The organism is Paraburkholderia sp. BL10I2N1, assembly GCF_004361815.1.
GTDB lineage: Bacteria > Pseudomonadota > Gammaproteobacteria > Burkholderiales > Burkholderiaceae > Paraburkholderia.
The window spans coordinates 755817-777446 of sequence record NZ_SNWA01000002.1 but is presented as its reverse complement, the minus strand read 5'-3'; the positions used below and the strand labels follow the sequence as shown (position 1 = coordinate 777446).

The 21630-nt window shown below is 63.3% G+C and carries 16 protein-coding genes; 9 read left to right on the top strand and 7 right to left on the bottom strand.

All coding sequences use genetic code 11. The features are described from left to right. Positions 1-20 precede the first annotated feature (20 nt). Entirely contained in the window at positions 21-1205 is a 1185-nt protein-coding gene (locus B0G77_RS25500) for a diguanylate cyclase (protein ID WP_133664808.1), read from the top strand. 77 nt (positions 1206-1282) lie between these two features. Here the strand turns inward: B0G77_RS25500 and B0G77_RS25495 are convergent, their stop codons facing one another. Next, positions 1283-1726 (bottom strand): MarR family transcriptional regulator, encoded by a 444-nt coding sequence (locus B0G77_RS25495; protein WP_133664807.1) that lies wholly within the window; start codon positions 1724-1726, stop codon positions 1283-1285. 154 nt (positions 1727-1880) lie between these two features. On the opposite strand from B0G77_RS25495, the gene B0G77_RS25490 reads away from it, so the two are divergent. Continuing rightward, positions 1881-3416 (top strand): DHA2 family efflux MFS transporter permease subunit, encoded by a 1536-nt coding sequence (locus B0G77_RS25490; RefSeq protein WP_133664806.1) that lies wholly within the window; start codon positions 1881-1883, stop codon positions 3414-3416. 215 nt (positions 3417-3631) lie between these two features. Beyond that, entirely contained in the window at positions 3632-4288 is a 657-nt protein-coding gene (locus tag B0G77_RS25485) for a LysE family translocator (RefSeq protein WP_133664805.1), read from the top strand. A gap of 169 nt (positions 4289-4457) precedes the next feature. On the opposite strand, the gene B0G77_RS25475 is transcribed toward B0G77_RS25485, so the two are convergent. Together B0G77_RS25475 and B0G77_RS25470 are read right to left on the bottom strand one after the other, a co-directional pair. Next, on the bottom strand, positions 4458-5534 hold the full coding sequence (locus tag B0G77_RS25475) for an aldose epimerase family protein (RefSeq protein ID WP_133664804.1): 1077 nt from the start codon (positions 5532-5534) through the stop codon (positions 4458-4460). A 30-nt stretch (positions 5535-5564) separates the two neighbouring features. After that, positions 5565-6767 (bottom strand): DNA-binding transcriptional regulator, encoded by a 1203-nt coding sequence (locus tag B0G77_RS25470; RefSeq protein ID WP_133666862.1) that lies wholly within the window; start codon positions 6765-6767, stop codon positions 5565-5567. Between the two features lie 280 nt (positions 6768-7047). Here B0G77_RS25470 and xylA point away from each other — a divergent pair, with 280 nt between their 5' ends. The 5 genes from xylA (at position 7048) to B0G77_RS25445 (ending at position 13982) form a co-directional block, all read left to right on the top strand. Then, positions 7048-8379 (top strand): xylose isomerase, encoded by a 1332-nt coding sequence (gene xylA / locus B0G77_RS25465; protein ID WP_133664803.1) that lies wholly within the window; start codon positions 7048-7050, stop codon positions 8377-8379. Between the two features lie 93 nt (positions 8380-8472). Further along, on the top strand, positions 8473-9951 hold the full coding sequence (gene xylB / locus B0G77_RS25460; RefSeq protein WP_133664802.1) for a xylulokinase: 1479 nt from the start codon (positions 8473-8475) through the stop codon (positions 9949-9951). Between the two features lie 141 nt (positions 9952-10092). Next, complete coding sequence (gene xylF / locus B0G77_RS25455; protein WP_133664801.1) at positions 10093-11121, top strand: D-xylose ABC transporter substrate-binding protein; 1029 nt, start codon at positions 10093-10095, stop codon at positions 11119-11121. A 99-nt stretch (positions 11122-11220) separates the two neighbouring features. Further along, positions 11221-12786, top strand: a complete 1566-nt coding sequence (xylG, locus tag B0G77_RS25450; RefSeq protein WP_133664800.1) for a D-xylose ABC transporter ATP-binding protein — start codon at positions 11221-11223, stop codon at positions 12784-12786. Next, entirely contained in the window at positions 12783-13982 is a 1200-nt protein-coding gene (locus B0G77_RS25445; protein WP_133664799.1) for a sugar ABC transporter permease, read from the top strand. The genes xylG and B0G77_RS25445 overlap by 4 nt, the downstream gene beginning before the upstream one ends. Before the next feature lie 69 nt (positions 13983-14051). On the opposite strand, the gene B0G77_RS25440 is transcribed toward B0G77_RS25445, so the two are convergent. Beyond that, positions 14052-14375 (bottom strand): DUF1330 domain-containing protein, encoded by a 324-nt coding sequence (locus tag B0G77_RS25440; RefSeq protein WP_133664798.1) that lies wholly within the window; start codon positions 14373-14375, stop codon positions 14052-14054. Positions 14376-14637: 262 nt separating this feature from the next. Here B0G77_RS25440 and B0G77_RS25435 point away from each other — a divergent pair, with 262 nt between their 5' ends. Further along, a complete protein-coding gene (locus B0G77_RS25435) occupies positions 14638-15735 on the top strand; it encodes a DUF484 family protein (RefSeq protein ID WP_133664797.1) in 1098 nt (365 codons plus the stop codon). Positions 15736-15864: 129 nt separating this feature from the next. On the opposite strand, the gene B0G77_RS25430 is transcribed toward B0G77_RS25435, so the two are convergent. From B0G77_RS25430 to B0G77_RS25420, 3 genes are all read right to left on the bottom strand, one after another. Continuing rightward, positions 15865-17328, bottom strand: a complete 1464-nt coding sequence (locus B0G77_RS25430; protein ID WP_133664796.1) for a catalase — start codon at positions 17326-17328, stop codon at positions 15865-15867. 214 nt (positions 17329-17542) lie between these two features. Continuing rightward, the gene (locus B0G77_RS25425; RefSeq protein ID WP_133664795.1) at positions 17543-19270 is read right to left on the bottom strand and encodes a penicillin-binding protein 2; all 1728 of its coding nucleotides are present in this window, start codon (positions 19268-19270) and stop codon (positions 17543-17545) included. A gap of 700 nt (positions 19271-19970) precedes the next feature. Then, a complete protein-coding gene (locus B0G77_RS25420) occupies positions 19971-21518 on the bottom strand; it encodes a methyl-accepting chemotaxis protein (RefSeq protein WP_133666861.1) in 1548 nt (515 codons plus the stop codon). Positions 21519-21630: the final 112 nt, after the last annotated feature.

Below are 21630 nucleotides of genomic sequence, written 5' to 3'. Positions count from 1 at the left end.
GGCCAACCAAAGCGCGCTCGATGCTGATCCGCCATATTTCCAGACGCCTGCTGCCCTGGCTCGTCTCGCCATGGGCAGTGATCGCGGGCGGCGTGGTCACGGCGCTGACCATGCTGGCGGTGTGCGCGGTCCTGTTGTACGACAGTCGTGAAGACGCGCTCACGCGTGCCAATGAGTCGTCACTCAACACGCTGCTGGTGGTCGAGCGCGATATCGCGCGTAACGTCGAACTTTATGATCTTTCGCTGCAGGCCGTCGTCGATGGTGTCGGCGACCCTGAAGTCATGGCGCTGCCGCGCGCGCTGCGCGATTCGCTGCTGTTCGACCGTGCCGCCACCGCCAAAGATCTGGGTTCCATGCTCGTGCTGGACAGCGCCGGCAACGTGATCATCGATTCCGGCTCGGCTACCCCGCGTCAGGCCAATTTTGCGGACAGAAGCTATTTCACCGTACATCGGGACAATCCCCATGCCGGCCTTTATCTGAGCCCACCTTTCCGGTCGCGGCTGCGCGACGGCGATCCGGGTATCGCGCTCAGCCGGCGCATCAACAAGCCTGATGGATCGTTTGGCGGCATTGTGGTCGGCACGGTTCGGCTCGAGTACTTTCGCAGGCTGCTGGCGGGGCTGCAACTCGGGCCGAATGGCGCGATGGCGCTCATTCATATGAATGGACAGCTGATCATGCGTTGGCCCGACGATCCGCGCGTGGTCGGACGAGACCTTACCGGCACGGGGCCTTTTCTACGGATGGTCCTGCAGCCCGAGGGCCGGTTCAGCGATGAGGCCCCGATCGACGGTATCCGCCGCGTCTACACGTTCAGGCACCTGCCGGGCCTGCCGCTGATCATGGAAGTCGCGCCGCCCGAGGTGGACATCTATGCGGCGTGGCGGGTGCGGGGGAATCTCCGCCGTCCTGGCGACAGTGCCGCCCGCTACGGCGGCGAGGAATTTGTGATCGTGCTGCCTGCCACCACGGGGCCCGGCGCGCTCAGCGTCGCGGAGACGATTCGCGACGAAGTGTTCAGTCTTGAAATCGAACACGCCGGGAGCGTGCAGGGACGCATCACGGTGAGCATCGGTGTCGCGACGTGGCAAGGGAAGAAGTCGAATACGGTGGAGTCGGTCGTGAAGGCCGCCGACGAAGCGCTTTACTCCGCCAAGGCGGCGGGGCGCAACAGCGTCTTTGCGACCATTCTCGCCTGAGCGCCGCGTCTTACCTCTCGGGCCCGCAGGCCTCAGGCCGCAGGCTGGCATAGGTCGTCATTCCCGCCCGCGTCCCCTCAGCTCTCGACGATCGAACTGAGATTACTGCGCACCCTTTGCAGCAACGCGATCAACTGCTGCGTTTCCTCGTCGCTGAAACCCTCGAGCGCTTCGGCGGCGACCTCGTCGCCTACGCGCCGGGCCCGGCCGAGTGTCTGCTCCGCTTTTTCGGTCATCCGGATGTGCCTTTCGCGGCGATCCTGCGGGTTCATCGAGCGCTCGATCCATCCACCTTCTTCCATGCGGTCGAGCAGGCGGCCGGCCGAAATCGGCGCGACTTCGAGCAGATCGGCGAGACGCGCCTGATTGACGTCGCCGAAGTGCGACAGATACGCGAGTGCACGGCACTGGGCGCGCGTGAGATCAAGTGACGACTTCGCCAGATCGTCGAAGCGCTTGCCGCACAAGCGGCCCACGTCCGACACCAGAAAGCCGAAGCGCTGTTCAAGATGGGTTTTCATCCGGCGATTATACGAAAGCCCGGCGCGGAAGGTGGGCGGCAACGGCAGCCCCGCGAAGGGTCGGCATGGGATCTCGACTCTACCAATTGCGCGTTGAACTGTGAGCGATATAATAAGCATGCTTATTATTGGAATTGCTCGGTGGTCCTCCCCAATGTCATCTAAAACAGGTTCGGAAAGCGCTGCCGTTCCGCTCAACCGGTCCATGATCACCATCTCGATCATGCTGGCGACGCTGATGCAGACGCTTGACAGCACGATCGCCAACGTTGCGCTCCCGCACATGCAGGGCGCGTTGTCCGCGTCGCAGGACGAGATCACCTGGGTGCTGACGTCGTACATCGTAGCCGCGGCTATTGCGACGCCGCTTACGGGCTGGCTGTCCGACCGGCTGAGCGTCAAGCGTCTGCTGGCACTGGCGATTGCCGGATTCACGCTTGCTTCGGCGCTATGCGGGCTGTCGGAAACACTGACCCAGATCGTCGCCTCGCGGCTGTTGCAAGGCATTTTTGGGGCGTCGCTGGTGCCTTTGTCGCAATCGATCCTGCTTGACATCAATCCGCGCGAGAAGCAGGGGCAGGCGATGGCCGTGTGGGGCATGGGCGTGATGGTCGGGCCGATTCTCGGGCCGACGCTTGGCGGCTGGCTGACCGACAGCTACAACTGGCGCTGGGTTTTCTTCATCAATGTGCCGATCGGCGCCTTTGCGCTATTTGGCGTGCTGACCTTCCTGCCCGCGAGACCGGCGAAACATGACGCGAAGTTCGACCTGTTCGGTTTTCTGACACTGAGTCTCGCCATCGGCGCGTTTCAGGCGATGCTCGATCGCGGCGAACAGCTCGACTGGTTCAGCTCACTCGAAATCCGCATCGAGGCGCTGGTGGCGGCGCTGAGTTTTGCGTTCTTTCTGGCCCATACGGCGACGGCTGGCGCCCGATCCTTCTTCCGCTATGAGTTGCTGAAGGACCGCAATTTCGCGACCGGAACCTGCTTCATCTTCGTGATCGGGGCGGTGATGTATGCCACGCGCGCGCTGTTGCCGCCGATGCTGCAGACCCTGATGAACTATCCCGTCGCGACAACCGGGCTTGTGACTGCGCCGAGCGGCGCCGGCACGATGATCGCGATGCTGTTCGCCGGCCGCCTGCTGAAATATGTGGACGCGCGCGCGCTGCTGCTGTCCGGTTTTCTGATTTCCGCCTTCGCGCTCTGGCAGATGATGCAGTACACGATCGTGCTGTCGGCGTCCGATATCATCTGGCCAGGCGTGATTCAAGGCTTCGGGCTGGGTCTCGTGTTCGTGCCGTTGAGTACGCTGACGTTTTCAACACTGGTTCCGCAACTGCGCGCGGATGGCACGGCAACGTACAGCCTTGCGCGGAATATCGGCAGCAGTATCGGCATTTCGATCGTGCAGACGCTGATCACGCGCAATACGCAGATCGCTCACGCGGATCTCGCAGCGAACGTCACGCCGTTCAATCCCGCCATTCAACCGATGCTTGCCAGCGGCTCGAACTACGATCTCGCGGTGTTGAACCAGTCGATCACACAGCAGGCATCGATGATCGCCTATCTGAACGACTTCAAGCTGATGTTCGTGGCGACGCTGCTGGTCGTTCCGCTGATTCTGCTGATCCGGCCAGCGAAAGCCCACCCGACGTCGATCGCTCACGCGGCGATGGATTGAGCCAGAGCCTCGTCATGGCGTGCGAGGCCAATCCGGCGTGCCCGCAACGCAGTTCGCGCGGGCGTTTTTCAGTCCCTGTACAATCGTTCGGCCAATTCAGGCGTGAGGCATCGTCGGATGAGACACCGCGACGATGCTGTTCGCACGCTATCGACGCAACAGCGTCGCGACGGACCAGCGCGCCGCCGTCGAATCATTCGAAGCCAGGAGACGACATGTTTGACCTCACTACATTGGGCACTTTCATCGCGGTGGTGCTCGGTCTGTTCCTGATTCCCGGGCCTGCCGTGCTGCTCGTTCTGACCCGCACCGTGCAGGGCGGACGCAAGACCGGCATACTTACTGGCCTTGGCATTGCGTGCGGCGATTTCGTTCATACGCTATGCGCCGCCGTGGGTCTGTCCGCCCTGCTGATGACCTCCGCGCTCGCATTCAACATCGTGAAGGTGGTGGGGGCGGCTTATCTCGTGTACCTCGGTATTCGCGCGCTGATGGAGAAACCCTCCGGCCCGGCGCAGCCCGAAGGCGCCTCATCGAAGGCAGCCCAGCCGAAGGTGGCCGCCGTGACGCCTGCCAAAGCGTTCTTTCAGGCCATTCCCGCCGAAGTGCTGAACCCCAAGACCGCGTTGTTCTTCCTCGCCTTTCTGCCTCAATTCGTGCATCCCGAGCACGGTTCGTCTTTCCTGCAATTCGCGGTGCTGGGGCTGATTTTCGTCGGACTGAGCGCGGCGTATACGACGCTCATTGCGTTGACCATCCGCCCGCTCGGCAGGCTGGTCAAGCGGCTCTCGTGGCTCAGCCGCTGGCAGGGCAAGATCGTTGGCACGATCTTCATTTCGCTCGGGCTGAAAGTCGCCACCCAGCATCGATAAGAGCGCCGTTGTTCGCCGCGCCGTTAGCCCTTCAGTTCACCCGCTTTCACGCCGGTCCGGCCATCATCAATTGCCACGACACGCCGAAGTGGTCGTTGAACCATGCGTAGCGCCTGCTGAACGGATACGAGCGGCATCAGCCGTTGTCCGCCACTACGCCACTACGCCACTACGCCACTACGCCCACGCGATAGCACGTCACCTGCCGGTACGTTTCACCGGGGCGCAGTACGACCCGCTCGCGATCGTCCATGTTGATCTGGTTGGGAAACGCACTGGCTTCGAGACACAGCCCCGCATGCCGGCGATAGACGGCGCCATTGCGGCCGGCGATTCCTTCGAGGTAGTTGCCCGTATAGAACTGCAGGCCGCGCTCGTTGGTCGATACGGTCAGTTCGCGCCCGCTGCCCGGATCATAGGCACGCGCGACCTGACGCACAGGGCGCAACACCGTGTCGGCCGCGGCGGCGGGATCGCGCAGCACATAGCAGTGGTCGAATCCGCCCGCACGTACAAGCTGCTCATGCGGCCAGTCGAGCCTCGCACCGAGGGGCGCGCTTTGCCGAAAATCGAATGCATTGCCTGCCACTTCTGCGCGACGGCACGGAATCAGGCCTGCATCGACTTCGAAGAACGCGTCGGCGTCGATGGTCATGACGTGGCCGCGAATGTCCGTATCCGTCTGGCCCGTCAGGTTGAAGTAGGGATGACTGGTCAGGTTGAGCGGTGTCGGGGCATCGGACACGGCTTCGTAATCGAGCGTGAGCGTGCCGTCGTCGTCGAGCGTGTAGCGTACCTGTACGGTCACGTTGCCAGGAAAACCCGCATCGCCTTCCGGCGATTCGAGCCGCATGACGAGCGTGCCGTTGTCTTCGCTGGCTTCCCAGATCGCGCGGTGAAAACCCGCCGCGCCGCCGTGCAGCAGATTGTCGCCTTCGTTGCGGTCGAGCGTGTATTCGATGCCGTCCAGCAGAAAGCGCGCGTTCGCAATGCGGTTTGCCCAACGGCCGATCAGCCCGCCCATGTAGGTCGTGCCCGTGAAGTAGTCGGCGGGTTTGTCGTGGCCGAGCAGGATGTCGTCGAGGCGGCCGGCGCGGTCGGGCGTATGCCACGAGACGAGCGTCGCGCCGAGGTCGCTGATGGCCACTTTCATGCCGTGCGTATTACGCAGCGTGAACAGGCGGGCGGGGTCGCCGCTCGGCAATGCGCCCCACGAATCGGAGGAAAGACGTGCGGTACTGATCATGTCGTCGGAAAGTAAGAAGGTGATGAGGATTCAACCCGGCGCAGCCGACGACTTCGCGCGCTCCTGATACTCGCGCGGCGTGCAGCCGAGTTCGCGACGAAATACCGCGTACATGTATTGCAGCGACGTGAACCCGCAGCGGATGGCCACTTCCGCGCTCGACGCGTCGCGCTTCTCGAGCATCGCCTTCGCCGCATCGAGCTTGTGACGCAGAATCTCCTGATGCACCGTGCACTGCAACTCGCGGCGGAAGTACTCTTCGAGCGACGAACGCGACACGCCCACATAATCCGCGACCTGTTCCGTGCGGATGCCCTGACACGCGTACTGGCGGATAAAGTGCCGCGCCCGCATCACATAAGGGCTTGCCAGCGGTTGGTGCTTCGTCGATGCCAGCACGTTGATGCCGACGGGCGGCACGAGAATGCGTCGTCCGGGAAAACGCGCGCCGTGCAGCATCTGATGCAAAAGGTGCGCCGCAGTGCGGCCCATTTCCTCCGTGCCCTGTATCACTGACGAAAGGGGAATGCGCGTCAGCGTGCGCGTCAACGGATCGTTGTCGATGCCGATGATCGCGACTTCCTCCGGCACCGGAATGCCGGCCATCAGGCATGCCTGCAGCAGATGCCGCGCGCGGGCGTCGGTCACGGCGATGATTCCCACGGGCTTCGGCAGATCCTTCAGCCAGGCGGCCAGCTGCTCGATCGCCTGATTCCACTCCGGCGCGCTGGTCGGCAGGCCGCGATGGATGTCGACGTCGAGTCCTTCCGCATCGAGCAGATGCCGGAACGCCAGCTCGCGCTGTTGTGCCCAGCGGTTTTCGGGTGCTTCGGGCAGGCTGTAGATTGCAAAGCGCTGCAGGCCGGCGCCGATCAGATGGGTGAACGCAAGCGACACGAGCTTCGCGTTGTCGGTCGCTATGTAGGGCAGGCCCGGCGGATACTGCGCCGGGTCTTCGTACGATGAACCCACTGCCACCACCGGCAACGCGAAGTTGCTCAACGCTTCGCAAACGGCGGGATCGTCGAAGTCAGCGATGATGCCGTCCCCGTCGAAACGCTCGATGCCCGCGAGGCGGCAGCGGAAGTCCTCTTCGAGAAAGAGATCCCACGCGACGCGGGTCGACAGCAGGTAATTGCCGATGCCCGTGATGATCTCGCGGTCATACACCTTGTTCGCGTTGAACAGCAGGGCAATACGATGGGTCTTCTGGGGCGCCTGGGCTCGAGTCATCGCAAGGGAGGGTGCGGCGGCACTCAGATGCCGGCGGACCATCGTCTCCTGTTGTGCGCAGCTGCCAGCGCCGCGCCGGTTTTAAGTGTCCGGTTATTTTAGGCCCGGAAACCCGCGGCTGGGCAACCGTTTCGCGCCACTGGCGAGAAACATCACACAGCCTGCGCAATTTCGCAATTGCCGGGATATGCCGCGTGCTGGCAGCATGGCTTCACCTTGCCGCACAGGCTTTCCGCAATGGTCGATCAGGTTGCGGCGCAACATAAAAACTGGAGACGCTATGTCCTTTTTCGAACACATCCCCGCGATCCGCTACGAAGGTCCGCAGTCGGACAATCCGCTCGCTTACCGCCACTATGACAGACAGAAGCGCGTGCTCGGCAAGACGATGGAAGAGCATCTGCGGATTGCCGCGTGCTACTGGCACACGTTTGTCTGGCCGGGCACCGATATTTTCGGGCAAGGGACGTTTCACCGTCCGTGGCATCAGGCGGGCGACGCCATGGAGCGTGCGCAGCAAAAGGCCGATGCCGCCTTCGAGTTTTTCGCGAAGCTCGGCGTGCCGTACTACACCTTTCACGATACCGATGTCGCGCCCGAAGGCAAAAGCATCAAGCAGTACGTCGAGAATTTCTCGCGCATGAGCGACTACCTCGCGCGCAAGCAGCAGGACACCGGCATGAAGCTGCTATGGGGCACGGCGAACCTGTTTTCGAATCCGCGTTACGCGGCAGGCGCGGCGACCAGCCCGAACCCGGAAGTCTTTGCCTTTGCGGCGACCCAGGTGTGTCACGCGCTCGACGCGACGCTCAAGCTCGGCGGCGACAACTACGTGCTGTGGGGCGGCCGCGAAGGCTACGACACGCTGCTCAACACGGATCTCGTGCGTGAGCGCGACCAGTTTGCCCGCTTCCTGAACATGGTGATCGAGCACAAGCACCGCATCGGCTTCAAGGGCACGCTCCTCATCGAGCCGAAGCCGCAGGAGCCGACCAAGCATCAATACGATTACGACGTGGCCACCGTACACGGCTTTCTGACGCAATACGGCCTGCAGAACGAGATTCGCGTGAACATCGAAGCCAACCACGCGACGCTTGCGGGTCATTCGTTTCATCACGAGATCGCGACGGCCTTTGCGCTTGGCGTCTTCGGCAGCGTCGACGCGAATCGCGGCGACCCGCAGAACGGCTGGGATACCGACCAGTTTCCGAACAGCGTCGAAGAAATGACGCTGGCGTTCTACGAGATCCTGCGCCACGGCGGTTTCACGACGGGCGGCATGAACTTCGATGCGAAGGTGCGGCGCCAGAGCGTGGACGCGGAAGACCTGTTCTACGGACACGTCGGCGCGATCGACGTCCTCGCGCTCGCACTGGAGCGCGCGGCGGCGCTCGTCGAGAACGATCGCCTGCAGCAGTTCCGTCAGCAGCGCTATGCGGGCTGGGATACGGAGTTCGGCCGCAAGATCCTGTCGGGCGGCTATTCGCTGGCGACATTGGCGACGGACGCGGTTGCGCGCGGCGTGAATCCGCAACATGTGAGCGGCCAGCAGGAGCGGCTCGAAAACATCGTGAATCAGGCGATCTACGGACCACGAAAGGACACATGAGGCGCCGCTAAAAACGTTAGTTCGACTCGTCAATTTCGCAATCGAAGGCGGGTCGACAAAGCGCACACTTGCGCGAAAAAAGGATGGAGACACATGTTCATCGGGATCGACCTCGGCACGTCCGGCGTCAAGGCCGTGCTGCTCGACAGGGACGGGCGCGTGCGCTGCACGGCGCAGTGCGCGCTGTCTGTCAGCCGGCCGCATCCGCGCTGGTCTGAGCAGGCGCCGGCTGACTGGTGGAACGCCACTTCGGCGGCGATCGAGGACCTGCTTGTCCAGGCCCGCCTTGAGGGAATCGGCGCGGACCGTATCGAAGCGATGGGACTCACCGGCCAGATGCACGGCGCGACACTGCTCGACGCGCGTGGCGCCGTCTTGAGGCCCGCGATCCTCTGGAACGACGGACGGTCAGATACGGAATGTGCGGAACTCGAAGCTGCAGTGCCGCAACTGCATCAGATTGCCGGGAATCTGGCCATGCCCGGGTTTACCGCACCCAAGCTGCTCTGGGTGCGACGTCACGAGCCCGACGTTTTCGCGCGCATCGCCAGGGTGCTGCTGCCAAAGGACTACCTGCGCTTCAGGCTGACAGGCGGTTTTGCGACCGATCCGTCAGATGCCGCGGGTACCTTGTGGTTCGATGTTGCGAAGCGCGATTACAGCGATGGGCTGCTGGCTGCGTGCGGCCTGTCGCGTGAGCAGATGCCCGATGTGTACGAAGGCAACCGCATGACTGGAACCTTAAGTCCTGCACTCGCGAGGGAGTGGGGTTTGCGTGAGATTCCGGTCGTGGCAGGTGGAGGGGACAACGCGGCGGGCGCGGTCGGCGTCGGCATCGTCAAGCCGAAACAGGCGATGCTGTCGCTCGGGACCTCGGGCGTCTATTTTGCGGTGTCGGACGGCTTCCTCGCGAATCCGGCGTCGGCGGTGCATAGCTTCTGTCATGCGCTGCCGCAAACGTGGCACCTGATGTCGGTGATGCTCAACGCCGCGGGTTGTATCGACTATTGCGCGCGTCTGACCGGTTATGCCGACGTGAACGCTTTGCTGGCCGATGCCGAAGCGAACGGCGGAAATCGCCGCCCATGGTTCCTGCCGTACCTGACCGGCGAGCGCACGCCGCACAACAACGTCAACGCGAAGGGTGTGTTTTATGGCATGACGCCGGAGACGGCGCGTGCGGATCTCGCGAACGCAACGCTCGAAGGTGTAGGTTTCGCGTTGCTCGATGGCATGGATGCACTGCACGCCGCAGGACTCGTGCCGGACGACATTACGGTGATCGGCGGTGGCTCGCGCAGCGCCTGGTGGACGCAGATGCTGGCCGATATCGCCGGTCGACCTTTGACGTTGCGTTCAGGTGGCGAAGTGGGCCCGGCCCTGGGGGCGGCGCGTCTCGCTCATCTTGCCATCGAGCCGGATGCGTCTCTGGATGACGTGTGTCCCACGCCGGAAGTCGTCGCGGTCCGCGAGCCGGATGCGACGCGACACGCGTGGTATCGCGACGAACGCCGGCCCACGTTTCATGCGCTCTATCGCGCGCTCGAACCGGTATTCGCCAGCAGTCCGTAGTGCAATATCAGGCAGCACGACGCTCGCGGCCAGCGTAGCCGCGGTGCGACGGGTAGTTCTTTGGTTGTCATTTGTCCGGCTGCGCGTCTCGCCGCGTGCGCCATTAATGCAGCATGACCAGATCATAACGAGGAGTGAGACATGAAATTCGCGACACGTCGTTCCGTACTCAGTTCGCTTTTGTGCGGGGCAGTACTCGCCAGCCTGTCGCTTGCCGCGCCACTTGCGCATGCGAGCAAGGACAATCCTGAAATCGGCTTCTGTATCGACGATCTGCGCGTCGAGCGCTGGTCGCGCGACCGCGACTATTTTGTCGCCGCTGCGCAGAAGCTCGGTGCGAAAGTGTCGGTGCAATCGGCCGATGCCAGTGAAGAGCGTCAGATTGCGCAGATCGAAAACCTGATCTCGCGCGGTGTCGACGTGATCGTCATCGTGCCGTTCAACTCGAAGACGCTCGGTAATGTGGTCGCCGAAGCGAAGAAAGCAGGCATCAAGGTCGTGTCATATGACCGGCTGATTCTCGATGCAGATATCGACGCCTACATCTCGTTCGATAACGAAAAGGTCGGCGAAATGCAGGCGCAGGGCGTCTACGACGTGAAGCCGAAGGGCAACTACTTCCTGCTTGGCGGCGCCCCAACCGATAACAACGCCAAGATGCTGCGCGAAGGCCAGCTGAAAATCCTGAAGCCGGCGATCGACCGCGGCGACATCAAGGTGGTCGGCCAGCAGTGGGTGCCGGAGTGGAGCGCTTCGACGGCGCTGCGCATCATGGAAGACGCCCTGACTGCGAACAACAACAAGATCGACGCCGTGGTTGCGTCGAACGACGGCACCGCAGGCGGCGCGATCCAGGCGCTCGCCGCGCAGAACATGGCGGGCAAGGTGCCTATTTCCGGTCAGGATGCCGACCTTGCAGCCGTCAAGCGCGTGATTGCAGGTACGCAGACTATGACGGTCTACAAGCCTCTGAAGCTGATCGCAGGCGAAGCCGCCAAGCTGGCGGTGGATCTTGCGAAGGGCACGAAGCCGGCGTTCAACGCGCAATATGACAACGGCAAGAAGCAGGTCGACACCGTGCTGCTGCAACCGACCAAGCTGACGAAGAGCAATATCGACCTTGTCGTCAAGGACGGCTTCTATACCCAGTCGCAACTCGCGAGCCAATAAACGGAAGGCGTGCGCGGTTTCGTTCGCATGTTCGCATGACCACGTGGTCAGCATGCTCATGTAGGGGAAACCGCGCATTTTGCAGCGAGGCAGACGCGAATGGCGCAACCATTGCTGACGATGCGCGGCATCGTCAAATCGTTTTCCGGCGTGAAAGCGCTCGACGGCATCGACCTTGCCGTATCGCCCGGCGAATGCGTCGGGCTATGCGGCGAGAATGGCGCGGGCAAATCGACGCTGATGAAAGTGCTGTCGGGCGTGTACCCGCACGGCACATGGGACGGCGAAATCCTGTGGGAGGGCAAGCCGCTCAAGGCGGCCAACGTGCGCGACACCGAGCATGCCGGCATCGTCATCATCCACCAGGAACTGATGCTCGTGCCGGAGCTGTCGGTGGCGGAGAACATCTTTCTCGGCAACGAGATCACGCTGCCCGGCGGCCGCATGAATTACGCGGCGATGTATCGCCGCGCCGACGAACTGCTGCGCGAACTGGGCATCGAAGGCATCAACGTCGCGCAGCCGGTGATGAACTACGGCGGCGGCCATCAGCAGCTGATCGAGATCGCCAAGGCGTTGAACAAGCGCGCGAAGCTGTTGCTGCTGGACGAGCCTTCGTCGTCGCTGACGGCTTCCGAAACGCGTATCCTGCTCGACATCGTGCGCGACCTGAAGAAGCGCGGCGTGGCCTGCGTGTACATCTCGCACAAGCTCGACGAGGTAGAAGCCGTGTGCGACACGATCACCGTGATTCGCGACGGCCGGCATGTCGCCACCGAGCCGATGCGCGGGCTGACCACTGACCGGATCATCGCGATGATGGTCGGCCGCGAAATCCGCAACCTGTTTCCGCGCGAGCCGCATCCGATCGGCGAGGTGATCTTCGAGGCGCATCACGTCACCTGTTTCGACGTCACCAATCCGCGCCGCAAGCGCGTGAACAATGTGTCCTTCGCCTTGCGGCGCGGGGAAATACTGGGTGTCGCCGGACTTGTCGGCGCGGGGCGCACGGAACTGATGCAGGCGATCTTCGGCGCGTATCCGGGCACGAGCGTCGCGTCGGTGACACTCGAAGGCAAGCCGCTGAAAATCCGCGCGCCGCTCGACGCCATCCGGGCCGGCATCGCGATGGTGCCCGAAGACCGCAAGCGGCACGGCATCGTTCCGCAACTGGGTGTCGGACACAACATCACGCTCGCGGTGCTGCAACGCTTTGCAAAAGGCGGGCGTATCGATGCCGCGGCGGAACTCGACACCATCCACACCGAGATTCGCCGGCTGTCGATCCGCGCCGCGCATCCGATGTTGTCGATTTCGAGCCTCTCGGGCGGCAACCAGCAGAAGGCCGTGCTGACGAAGATGCTGCTGACCAACCCGAAGGTGCTGATCCTCGACGAGCCGACACGCGGTGTCGATGTCGGCGCCAAATACGAGATCTACAAGCTGATTTTCCAGCTCGCGCAACGCGGTATCGCGATTGTGATGGTGTCGTCGGAACTGCCTGAAGTTCTCGGCATCAGCGACCGCGTGCTGGTGATCGGCGAAGGCGAAGTGCGCGGCGATTTCGTCAACGACGGCGCAACGCTGACTCAGGAACACATTCTCAGTGCCGCGCTGAATGCGGTGAATCCCTCTACGTCACAACCCGGAGCGAGTGCCGCATGACTCCCGACCTCACTTCCCCTAGCCCCGGCGATGCCGGCTCGTCCTCTGCCTTTGGCGGAGTGCAGCGCTTTCAGCAACTGTTCGCACGCTACAAGATTCTCGCGCTGCTGCTCGCCGTCGCGGCCATCTGGGTCTTCTTTTCATTCCTGACGCATGGCGCGTTCGTCACGCCGCGCAACCTGTCGAACCTGCTGCGGCAGATGTCGATCACCGGCATGCTGGCGTGCGGGATGGTGTTCGTCATCATCTCGGGCGAAATCGATCTGTCCGTGGGGTCGCTACTCGGGCTGCTGGGCGGCGTGGCGGCGATTCTCGACGCGAACCGCCACTGGCCGCTGGTTGCAACCGTGCCGGCGGTGATGCTCTGCGGCGCGCTGGTCGGCATGTTCAACGGCTGGTGGTCGACGTATCGGCGGATACCGTCGTTTATCGTCGGGTTGGGCGGTATGCTCGCTTACCGCGGGATCCTGCTCGGGCTGACCGGCGGCTCGACGATCGCGCCGGTGTCCGACGGGCTCGTGTTCATCGGCCAGGGCTATTTGCCGCGTATTGCCGGCGATACGCTCGCCGTCGTGCTGTTCGCCTTGCTCGCGCTCCTGACGGTGCGCCAGCGGCGCAACCGGCAGCGCTATCAGCTGCCGGTCGTGCCGGTCTGGCAGGACGCCGCGAAGATCGTCGGTGCGGGCGCGATCCTGTTTGCGTTCGTGGCGACGCTGGACCGTTACGGCGGCATCCCGGTGCCGGTTCTGCTGTTGCTCGCGCTGCTCGCCATCTTCACGTGGATCGCGACGCAGACTGTGTTCGGCCGGCGCATCTATGCCGTCGGCTCTAACCTGGAAGCGACGCGCCTGTCCGGCGTGAACACCGACCGGGTGAAGCTCGCAATATTCGCGTTGATGGGGCTGATGTGCGCCTTCGGCGGCATCGTCAACACGGCTCGGCTCGCGGCAGGTTCGCCGTCGGCCGGCTCGATGGGCGAACTCGATGCGATCGCCGCATGCTTTATCGGCGGCACGTCGATGCGTGGCGGTTCGGGCACGGTCTATGGCGCATTGATCGGCGCACTGGTCATGGCGAGCCTCGATAACGGCATGTCGATGCTCGACGTCGACGCATACTGGCAGATGATTGTCAAAGGGACCATTCTGGTGCTCGCCGTGTGGATCGACGTGGTGTCGGGATCGAACCGGCGATAGCGTCGTAGCGCCATGGCGTGGCAACCGACGTTCGCCGCCGATGCAGGTCAACGCCGGTCTACCGGGGCGCTAGCCGGCGAGCACATCGGTTGCGACGTGGTTCGCCGGGACGGCGTCGATCAGGATCACGTCGCCGATTGAGTTTTTCGTTCGCAGCGGCAGGATCGCCTGATAGGCAGGCGATCGATACCAGTCCTGCGCCGCGTTGCGGTCGGGAAACTCGATGACGATCAGGTCGCCGTGCCATTGCCCTTCGAGCCGTTCGTATTTGCCACCATGGATGATGAACCGGCCGCCGAAAGGGGCAAGCGTGGCGTCGATCCGCTCCAGATATTCGACGATGGGCCGGCCCATCGTGACTTCATGCAGATGCGCGATGGCGTAAGTTGACATGGTGGCTCCTCGCTTCGTGGTCGATGCCCGAGGGCAACAGATATGAGGCGAGGATATCGTCGCGCGTAGCGCGACTCCATTACCTGGGAGGTAATTAACGGAAAGCGGCGGGCGGTGCGGGGCACCGGCGGTGCGTCGAGGCGCTCGGCGCTTGCGGGTCGCTTGCCTCGCCCCGCATCCGGCCCTCAAGACCTGGCAAAAGCGGCCGATATAAAGCCGTTGGGGCAATGACCTGGCCCCGCTCTGCCAATTCCTGGATAACGTGACGAACCTCGCCCAAACGCCGCTTTCCGACCGCCTGCGCGCGCTGATCGATACCGTGCAGCACAACGAGCGTACGTTGCGCCGTTTTCAGGACTTGGAGCTCCACCTGATTGGCGCACAGGATTTCACTTCCTTTCTCGATACGCTGTTCGAGCGCCTGCCGCGCGAATTCACGCTCACGACGGTCATCCTGTGGCTCGACGAGCGTGCGCCGATGCTCCATGATCTCGTCGCTCCAGACCTGCCGCGCCGGCCGGGCCGCCATCAACTTAAGACCGGCCATCGGACCAGCGAGGCCGGGGTACACCTATGCGAGGAAGGCAGGCCATGGCTCGGCACCGCGCAGGAAATGGGGGAGGCGGCCTGCGGCGCATTCTTTGGCAGCGACGCGCCGCCCGCCAGCGCAATCGTGCTGCCGCTCAAAACCGCTGGGCGCATCACCGGATATCTGTGCCTCGGCAGCGACAACGCCGGCCGTTTCGCGGAAGGCATGGCGACCGACATCCTCGAACGCTTCGCAACGGTCGTCAACGCGAGCCTCGATAACGTCGCACACCGCGAGCGGCTGAAGCAGCTCGGCATGACCGATCCGCTGACGGGACTTGCCAACCGCCGGTATTTCGACGAACGCCTGCGCGAGGAAACGATGCGCGCGGCGCGTTACGCGTTGCCGGTTGCGTGTCTCTTCATCGATATCGACGGCTTCAAGCAGATCAACGATACCTATGGTCATCCGACTGGCGACCGCGCGCTGGTGATGGTGGCCGCGTGCGTGCGGCAGCAGTTGCGGCTCGGCGATACGCTTGCACGTTATGGCGGCGAGGAATTTGCCGTGTTGCTTCAGGGCGATGCCCGGGACGCACGGATCGTCGCCGAGCGGGTGCGGCAGGCCGTGTCGGTGCTGGAATGCTTCGACGATGGCGGCTCGCGGATTGTGTTGACGGTATCGATCGGCGTGTCGGCGCGTAACAACATGAAGCGTGACGACGCTACGACGCTCGGCACGGCGCTGATGGAGGAAGCCGACCGCGCGATGTATCAGGCGAAGCGCAATGGCCGCAATCGCGTGGAAACGCTTGAGAGCGAAGCGCAGTAGGAGCAGGTGGAAACGCGCGGCGTGAGTTGCCGCGCGCCGCGTGGACCGGTGCGCCAGGAGCGCGTACGTTGGGACGCTACCGCCGGCGATGGCACGAAGCCCCGTCGGCGGCATGGCATGAGCCGATCCTTACGGCAAGGCGCTTTCCGAAACAGGCGGCGTCTTGCCCAGAGCCTTCTTCACCCCTTCGGCATAGCTCGGATCGATCTTCTCGAAGAGCGCGAGTTGCAGGTCGATCACGTCCTTCGGCACACCCGCCATCGCTTCAGCGATGTTCTGATACAGCCGCTCCCGTTGCCCCGCATCGAACAGGTTGTACAGCGCGCGCGGATGACTGAAGTAATCGTCGTCGTCGCGATGGTTGTAGCGTTCGATCGGGCCATCCACGGCGAGCGGCGGCTCGTTGACCGCAGGATCCTGCGGGAACGCGCCGTCCCGGTTCGGCTCGTAGTTCACCGTGCCGCCGAGGTTGCCATCGGTGCGCATGCCGCCGTCGCGATGGAAGCTGTTCTGGTTCGGGTTGCGCGAAGCGTTGACCGGGATCTGATGGTGATTGATGCCAAGCCGGTAGCGATGCGTGTCGCCGTATGAAAAGAGCCGCCCCTGTAACAGACGGTCCGGCGAGAAGCCAATGCCCGGCACCACGTTAGCCGGCGAGAAAGCCGCCTGCTCGACATCCGCGAAGTAGTTCTCCGGGTTCCGGTTCAGCTCGAGCACGCCGACATCGATCAGCGGGAATTCTTTCTGCGACCACGTCTTCGTGATGTCGAACGGATTTTCTCTGTAGTTGCGTGTGTCGGCTTCCGACATCACCTGGATGCAGAAACGCCACTGCGGGAAGTTCTTTTTTTCGATCTGCTCGAACAGATCGCGTTGTGCGCTTTCGCGATCGGTGCCGATCAGCTGGTTCGCTTCGGCGTTCGTGTAGTTCTCGATGCCCTGTTTCGACTTGAAATGGAACTTCACGTAGAAGCGCTCGTTCTGCGCATTGATCAGCGAGAACGTGTGCGACCCGAAGCCATGCATCTGCCGGTAGTTCTTCGGAATGCCGCGATCGCTCATGAGGATCGTGACCTGATGCAGCGATTCCGGGTTGCGTGACCAGAAATCCCACACGGCGACGGCATCACGCAGGTTCGTCTTCGGGTTGCGCTTTTGCGTGTGAATGAAATCGGGAAACTTCAGCGGATCGCGGATGAAGAACACGGGCGTGTTGTTGCCGACGATGTCCCAGTTGCCCTCTTCGGTATAAAACTTCAGGGCGAAGCCGCGCACGTCGCGTTCGGCATCGGCGGCGCCGCGCTCGCCCGCCACGGTCGAAAAGCGTAGGAAGGCCGGCGTGACCTTGCCCACTTCGAAGACCTTCGCCTTGCTGTAACGGGTGATGTCGTGCGTGATGGTCAACGTGCCAAATGCGCCCGAGCCTTTCGCGTGGACGCGCCGCTCGGGGATGACTTCGCGATCGAAGTGGGCGAGCTTCTCGATCAGCCAGAAGTCCTGCAGCGTAATGGGGCCGCGCGGGCCCGCGGTTTCCGAATTCTGGTTGTCTCCGACCGGAGCGCCGGCCGCAGTCGTCAACGTGCGATTCGTCATGGCTCTTCTTCCTTTGCATGTGTTGCGGGGGAATGCGCCAGTCTTCGGCTGCGCCTGGCGCGCGAAGCGTTGCCGGAGTCTGGATCGTCCGGCGTCCCGATAGTCTAGCAAGCTCTCGCGACAATACCAGCGAGGGTGCACGACGTCCTTGCGTGTCAGTCGCGTGACGCCGGTATTCGACGTATGCAGCGTGAATCGAGCCATGCGGTCCGGATCAGACGTCTGGCGGCACGCCGAGCAATTGCAAGGCACCGCCCGCGATCGACGAGAACACCGGGCCAGCCACGGTGCCGCCATAAAACGCGCGGCCGGCCGGGTCATCGATCATGACCGCGACGATCAGGCGTGGGTCGCTCATCGGCGCCATACCGACGAAAAGCGCGCGATAGCGGTTCTTCGCGTAGGTCGCGCCGACCAGCTTGCGCGCGGTGCCGGTCTTGCCGCCCACCCGGTAGCCATCGATGACGGCCGCGCGGCCGGTGCCCCCCGGGCCGGTGGCCATTTCCAGCATCGAGCGGATCGAAGCGGCGGTAGCGGGCGTCGTGACGCGATGCCCGGCGCGTGCCGTTTCCGGGTTGCCGCCTGAACTGCCGTCGAGCAGGAGCGTGGCCGGATGCATCGTGCCATCGCCGGCATAGGCCGTATAGATCTGCGCAATCTGCAGCAGCGATGCCGACAGGCCATAGCCGTAAGCCATCGTCGCCTGTTCGATCGGGCGCCAGCGTTTGTAGGGCCGCACCTTGCCCGACGCCACGCCCGGGAAGGTCAGTTCCGGCGAGCGGCCGAGCCCGTATTCCTGATATTTCGTCCAGATTGTTTCGGCCGGCAGGTTCAGCGCGAGCTTGGCGAGCGCGATATTGCTCGACTTCTGCAATGCTTCGGCGACGGTGATGCGGCCATGATCCGACGTGTCGTGAACCACGTTCGGACCGATCCTGTACGCGCCCGGACCTGTGTCGATGAGGGTTTGCGGGCGCACCTTGCCTTCGTCGATCGATAGTGCGACCACGAGCGGCTTGATCGTCGAGCCCGGTTCGAAGGTGTCGACCACCGCGCGGTTGCGCAGTTGCCTGCCGGTCAGCCGTTTGCGGTCGTTTGGATCGAAGGCGGGCCAGTTTGCAAGCGCCAGGATTTCACCGTTGCGGGCGTCAAGCACGACGACGCTGCCCGCCTGCGCGCCGTGCTTGCCGATCGCTGCCTTGAGTTGCGCGTAGGCAAGCTGCTGGATGCGGCGGTCGATCGTCAGGTGGACGGTCGCGCCGTTCTGCGCGGGCACGAGCGGCCGGGTTTCGGATACCACGCGACCCAGCCGGTCGCGGATCACCTCGCGGTGCCCCGGCTCGCCGCTCAACTGCGCATTGGCCGCGAGTTCGACGCCTTCCTGGCCCTTGTCCTCGATATCCGTAAAGCCGACCACGTGCGCGGCCGCTTCGCCTTCCGGATAAAAGCGTTTCGTATCGGCGATCTGGGTGATGCCGGCGAGTCCCAGCCTGTCGATGTGCGCAGCGGTGTCGGCGTCCACCTGGCGCTTGAGCAGCACGAACTGCCGGTCGGCGCTCAGACGCCTGCGCAGGTCGGTCGCCGGCAACGCGAGAAGCTTCGCGAGCGGTCCGAACGACGCTTCGTCGAGCAGCTTCGGCGTTGCCCAGATCTCGTACGTCGCGAGGCTGACGGCGAGCATCGCGCCATGCCGGTCGACGATCCGGCCGCGTGTTGCGTCGAGTTCAATGGTGCGCTGATAGCGCTTTTGCCCCTGCTCGATGTAGAAATCCTGGTTGACGATCTGCACCCAGAACGCGCGCCCGATCAGCGCAGCGAACGCCATGAAGACGATCAGGACGACCAGTTTCGAACGCCACATCGGCAATGCCGAGGCCAGAACGGGATTCTTTGCGACGGGGGCGTACGGGTCACGGTGCGACGATTTCTTACTGTTGTTCATGGGTGCGAAGGCGGGCAGCGCAGGCGAAACGCATACGTCCGGCCGCATCCTGCGAGGCCGGGCAACGCGTGTTTCGAGGCCGTCAGGCGTGCTCCTGTTGTGAGGGCGCCCGCCAGATGACGTGTCGCCGGGTTAATGTGCGCCGCCGGCATCGATGCCAGCGGCGGTCAAGGTTCTGAGCCGCCAGTGAAACCCCACGGCAAGCATGCGCACGGCAAAGCCGCCGGTCAGCACGCGTCACCGATGCGGGTCCGTCACCGATCGATGCCACAACTGCCGCGGCACTGATTGTAATAAGAACGTAAGCAATATGCGAGATCCATGCAAGGGGATAGCGGCCGTGCAGCACGTCGTGCGCTTGCGGTCCGCGCTTCCAGTCCATTGCCACGCAGAATCCGCGTGGAAGAAGAGGGGAAGGCGTGAGCGCGTTGAACGCGGCCATTATGGGTGGCGCTCGTGCGTCGTGAAATCCGCTTAAGGAGAATTCGGCTTTGCCAGATTCCGTTCAGGTTTGTCGCACGGGTGCGAAGCGGGGGAGTCTGGCGAAACGCGGACTAAAAAAAGCGGCCCGGGTGGCGATTCTTTTCAAAGTCGCCCCGGGCCGTTCGTCTTCTTGTTGCGTCGTCCCCGACGCGGCGTGTTTCGAGGCGCTACGATCTCCGGGCGCCTTCTTTTTTGTTCCTGAGCCGGAGTGCCGCCGTCAGGCAGGCAGCGAGAAGCTGGCGATCGCTTCGCGCAGCACGCCGACTTGATCCTTCAGCGAATGCGCGGCCGCCGCAGCCTGTTCGACCAGTGCCGCATTCTGCTGGGTCACCTGGTCCATTTCCCCGACCGCGCGATTGACCTGCTCGATGCCCGCGCTCTGTTCGCGGGAAGCGTTGCTGATTTCCTCGAGAATCTCGTTCACGCGGCGCACCGACTGCACGATCTCCGTCATGGTCGAACCGGCGTTCGTCACCAGCGACGCGCCCGCTTCAACGGTATCGGTCGACGTTTCGATCAGCGCCTTGATTTCCTTCGCCGCGGTGGCCGAGCGTTGCGCGAGGCTGCGCACTTCCGCTGCGACGACGGCAAAGCCGCGTCCCTGTTCGCCTGCCCGTGCCGCTTCGACCGCTGCGTTGAGCGCGAGAATGTTGGTCTGGAACGCGATGCCGTCGATGACGCCGATGATGTCGCCGATCTGGCGCGAGCTGTTGGTGATCTCGCCCATGGTACGGACCACATCGTCGACGACCTGGCTGCCGCGGGTCGCGACGTCCGCCGCCTGGCCCGCGAGCGCGGCGGCCTGCAGGGCGCTTTCGGCGTTCTGCTTCACGTTGGACGTCATTTCGTCCATGCTCGACGCGGTCTCTACGAGTGCAGCGGCCTGTTCTTCGGTGCGCTGCGACAGATCGGTGTTGCCGGCGGCGATTTCGGTCGCGCCGACATTGATGTTTTCAGTGCCGGTCCGCACGCGCGAAACCGTTTCGACCAGCCCGCGCTGCATCGTGTGCAGGGCATACAGCAGACTGCCCCGATCGCTCTGGCTGAGGGGCACCGGCATCGAAAGATCGCCGTGCGCCATGCGCTGCGCGGCATCGACGGCCACTTCGAGATCGCCGCCGAGCGCCTGGCGCACGCTGCGCAGCACCAGCACCATGACGGCCGTGGCAATCGCGCCGAGCACAACGGTAATCACGAGCCAGCGCAGCAGGTTCACATAGAAGGCCGACTGCACATCGTCCATGTACATGCCGGTCACGAGGTACCAGTCCCACGGCGTGAAATGCGCCGCATAGCTCGTCTTCGCGACGGGCTCGTCGCTGCCGCTGCCAGGCTTCGCCCACAGATAGTTGACGAATCCGCCGCCGGGCTGGTTGCCTGCGTTGACGATGTCGACGAACAGGCGATTGCCGGAAGGATCGGTGAACTGGGACATGTTCTTGCCGACCATTTCCGGCTTGAACGGGTGCATCAGCATGACGGGCTGCGAGTCGTTCACCGAAACGTAGCCGTCCTTGCCGTAGCGCATGGCGGCGATCGTCGCGAGCGCCTGCTTCTTCGCTTCGTCTTCAGGAATGACATGTTGCTGCGACAACGTGTAGTAGCGGTTGACGATGCCTATGCCCTGCTGAACCAGCGAAGTCAACTGGTCGCGCCGGTCGGAGATCATCGACAAGCGGTTTTGCCATGCACCAAAAGCGCCGATCAGGATCAGGCCGATCCAGAGCACGGCAATCATCGAAGCAAGTTTCTTGTTGAGGGTCATCTTCTGCATGGTGTGCGCGTTTTCCATCGGTCAAAGCGGGGGACTGGGTAGGGCGGCAGGCGATGCCATGCTCGCGTTAACGGCAGGATGTGCGGCGCAGCACAGCGGGGGG